The 3,959-nt window shown below is 67.6% G+C and carries 3 protein-coding genes; 2 read left to right on the top strand and 1 reads right to left on the bottom strand.

The window, feature by feature from the left end; all coding sequences use genetic code 11:
* Window positions 1-189: 189 nt before the first annotated feature.
* The gene (locus tag AB0M65_RS40450) at window positions 190-1,278 is read right to left on the bottom strand and encodes a PA containing protein (protein ID WP_364040843.1); all 1,089 of its coding nucleotides are present in this window, start codon (window positions 1,276-1,278) and stop codon (window positions 190-192) included.
* A 209-nt stretch (window positions 1,279-1,487) separates the two neighbouring features.
* On the opposite strand from AB0M65_RS40450, the gene AB0M65_RS40455 reads away from it, so the two are divergent.
* On the top strand, window positions 1,488-2,588 hold the full coding sequence (locus AB0M65_RS40455) for an adenosine deaminase (protein ID WP_364040846.1): 1,101 nt from the start codon (window positions 1,488-1,490) through the stop codon (window positions 2,586-2,588).
* An 88-nt stretch (window positions 2,589-2,676) separates the two neighbouring features.
* The gene (locus tag AB0M65_RS40460; RefSeq protein ID WP_364040849.1) at window positions 2,677-3,879 is read left to right on the top strand and encodes an MFS transporter; all 1,203 of its coding nucleotides are present in this window, start codon (window positions 2,677-2,679) and stop codon (window positions 3,877-3,879) included.
* Window positions 3,880-3,959: the final 80 nt, after the last annotated feature.

Here is a 3,959-nt window from a genome sequence, read left to right on the forward strand (position 1 = left end):
CTGATCTCGGCCGCGGTGTTCGGTTCTGCCCGCGCCGTCCCCTCTCCCCGCCCATCAAAGCGGCACCCCTGTTCTCGTGTAGTCCGGGTGGTGGTGTTGGCGCCCAAACGCCAGGAAGTCCTCTGGTTGCGGAAGTGCGTAGTGCGAACTACCGCAACTAGAGGACTAAACGCGGGAAGAGCGAGAGCGCTACTCGGTGGTTTCGTCGGTGCCGTCGGCCTTGGCCTTGGCGTCGGCCGCCTTGGGCGCCCGGCCGTTGCGGGAGCTGCGACGCGGCTGACGCGGTGCGGGCGGCGGCGGGGAGATCTGCTGCATGGCCGGGCCGCCACCGAGCATCAGCTCGGCGAAGGTCGCCATGGCCTCGTCCAGCTGGCCGCCGATGCGGCGCACGGACTCGTCGTTGCTCTTGCGCACCAGCGTGTCCACCGAGTCGGTGTCCGGCTGCTTCGACAGCGTGCTCTCGACCTTCGACAGGCCGCTGCGGATCGAGCCGTCGAGGTCGCCGAGGCGTCCGGTGAAGCCGTCCTCGACCTTGTCAAGCCGCTCGGCAAGACCGTCGAGTCGCGAGGTGACCTTTTCGAGCCTGTCACCGAGCCCGTCGAGCCGCTCGGAGGCGTCGATCATCTCGCCGGTCTCGGTCAGCGCGGTCTTGAGCGCTTCGGCGTTCGCGGTGAGACTTTCCTTGGTGGCCTTGTCGAGGTTCTCGACGCGGGTACGCAGCTCGCGGTCGACGGTGTCGACGCGGTCGCGCAGCACCGACTCGGCCTGCTCGACGCGCTCACGCACCGGCCCGATCACCGACTGCGGCAACGTGTCGGTCTTGACGTCCTGCTTGTCGAGGTGCGCGCCGAGCTCGTCGAGACGGCGGTGGATGTTCTGGAGCTTGTCCTCGAGCCCGTCCATCCGGCCCGCGACACCCTCGAACTTCGCGGCCATGCCGTCGAGGCGGCCGTCCAGCTGGGCGAAGGGCTTGGCCAGCTTGTCGACGATGCTTTCGACGGCGCGGGTCAGCGCGGCGAGCGCGTTGTCCTGCGCTTCGAGCCGCGACATGGTCTCGTCGAGGCGCTCGGCGAGCACGCTGACCTCGGTGCGGTCGGGCATCTCCGAGAGCCGCTTGCGGACAGCGCCGAGCGAGTCGACCGGCGCGAGGCGGGCGTAGATGTCGTCGAGCGCGTCGAAGATCTGCTGCTGTTCGCTCTCACGCACTTCGGCCGCGCGCACCAGCATGTTGCGCATCCGGTCGAAGGACGGGGCTGCAATGTGGTTGTCAGTGGTCACTGCGGTGTCCTTCGGGGGCGGGGAAATGGGAGGGACGTGAGGTGAAGCTTATCCATTGCGAAATTGCTGTGCGTATGGCCCCCGGGTATCGGACAATGCCGAGCTCTGCCCTGATGGCCGATTCAGTCCGTGATCGACAAAGCTGAGGGTTAAGTGGAGCGTGAGAGCTACCGCCATGTAGGGGAATGACAGCCTGGTTACCGTTACGTATGTCCTCTGAAAGCAGCAGTCCCCGCATCCCGGAGGCGGTACTGACCCGTGCTCCGAAGGTCCTCCTGCACGACCACCTCGACGGCGGCCTGCGGCCCGCGACGGTCGCGGAACTCGCCGATCAGACGGGATACGCGGCTTTGCCGACCAGCGATCCGGCCGAACTCGGCCGATGGTTCCGCGAAGCCGCCGATTCCGGCTCCCTCGTCTCGTACCTTGAGACGTTCGCCCATACCTGCGGTGTGATGCAGACCGAGGAAGCGCTGGTCAGAGTGGCCGCGGAGGCTGTCGAAGACCTCGCGGCCGACGGCGTCGCCTACGCCGAGGTGCGGTATGCCCCCGAACTCTTCGTCGAACGAGGCCTTTCACTCGATGCGGTGGTCGAGGCTATTCAGGCCGGCTTCGCCGAAGGTGAACGGAGAGTGGCGGCCGGAGGGGGCAGGATCCTGGTGGGGACGTTGCTCTGTGCGATGCGCCAGCACGCCCGCGCCCTCGAGATCGCCGGTCTGGCCGTCCGCTACCGCGACGCCGGTGTCGTCGGGTTCGACATCGCCGGACCGGAAGACGGATTTCCCCCTACCCGAAATCTCGACGCATTCGAATTTCTGCGGACGAATAATGCGCATTTCACCATTCATGCCGGGGAGGCGTTCGGGCTGGCGTCCATTTGGGAGGCGATTCAGCATTGCGGCGCGGAGCGGCTCGGCCACGGCGTGCGCATCGTCGACGACATCAAGACCGGCAGTGACGGCACGGTCCATTTGGGACGGTTGGCCGCCTACGTCCGTGACCGCCGGATCCCGCTGGAGATCTGCCCCACGTCCAATGTCCAGACCGGAGCGGCGCGCTCGATCGGCGAACATCCCATCGGACTGCTCGCCCGGCTGCGCTTCCGGGTCACCGTCAACACCGACAACCGGCTGATGAGCGGCTGCTCGATGACCAGCGAATTCGCCGCGCTGGCCGAGGCGTTCGGCTTCGGCCTCGCCGATCTCGAGTGGTTCACCATCAATGCGATGAAATCCGCGTTCCTCGATTTCGACCAGCGGCTCGGCATCATCAACACGGTCATCAAACCCGGGTACGCCGCACTCCGCTGAGGCCGGGACGGCGGTTGCGTTCGTTAGCATAGCCAACTATATTTCACTATATAGGAGAAGTTTCCCAAATAGTGAAACGGTGGCAGCGATGACGCAGGTCGCGGGCGTGGGGATCGGTGGCAAACGACGCTGGCTCATCCTCGCGCTCGGCCTCGCCGCCCAGACCGCGAGCTGTTCGTTCCTCTACGGGATCCCGTTCCTCGTGCCCTCGATGCAGCGCGCGGAGGGGCTCACGCTCGCGGAAGCGGGGACGGTCGTCGCGGCGCCGAGTCTTGGCCTCTTGTTCACCCTGATCCTGTGGGGCGCGGCCGCGGACCGTTACGGAGAGCGTCTGGTGATGGCCATCGGACTGGGCGCGTCGGGATTACTCCTCGTGTACGCGGCCACCGGTGACCACTCGCTCGGGTTGCTCTTCGGTGTCTTTTTGCTTGCCGGCGCGAGCACAGCGTCAGTGAACGCCGCGAGCGGCCGGGCCGTCCTCGGCTGGTTCGGCCCGGCCGAACGCGGCTTCGCGATGGGCATCCGCCAGACGGCCCAGCCGCTCGGGGTCGGGGTCGCCGCCTTCGGTCTCCCGCCGATCGCGGATCGCTGGGGCTTCCAGGCTTCGCTGCTCCTCCCGGCGGTCGCGGCCGTGGTCGTCGCGCTGCTCGTCGCCTGGCTGCTCGTCGACCCGCCGCGTCCGGCGGCCGCCTCCGGGACAGGGGAGAAACCGCCGTCGCCGTACCGGAAGCCGGCGTTGTGGCGGGTCCACGGCGCGAGTGCGCTGCTCGTCGTCCCGCAGTTCACCGTCTCCGCGTTCACGCCGGTGTATCTGGTGACCACGCAGCATTGGACGGCGGCGTCGGCGGGTGTGTTCGTCGGCGGCGTCCAGCTCCTCGGCGCGCTGGGCAGGCTCGCGTCGGGCTACTGGTCCGATCGCGTCGGCAGCAGGCTGCGGCCGATGCGGCAACTGGCGATTTCGAGTGCCGCGGTGATGCTCCTGGTCGCGCTCGGGGACGCGGCCTGGCCGTGGCTGGTGCTGCTCGCGCTCGTACTGGCCGCGGTGATCACCGTGTCCGACAACGGGCTCGGCTTCACCGCGTCGGCCGAAATGGCCGGGCTCGCGTGGGCCGGGCGAGCGATGGGCACGCAGAACACCGGCCAGAACATCGCCGCCGCGCTGACGCCGCCGCTGCTGGGGCTCGTGATCGGCGACTCGCGTTACGCACTGGCCTTCTGCGTGGCCGCCGTCTTCCCGGTGCTGGCCATCGCGCTGGTGCCCGTCAAAGACGAAAAGAGCCCCTCAGGGTGAACCTGAGGAGCTCTGGTCCCTGAAGTACATGAAGGCCCCCTTCCTTGCGCTAGGCGCAAGGAAGGGGGCCTTCATGTACT

Source organism: Amycolatopsis sp. NPDC051071, assembly GCF_040682875.1.
Classification (GTDB): domain Bacteria; phylum Actinomycetota; class Actinomycetes; order Mycobacteriales; family Pseudonocardiaceae; genus Amycolatopsis.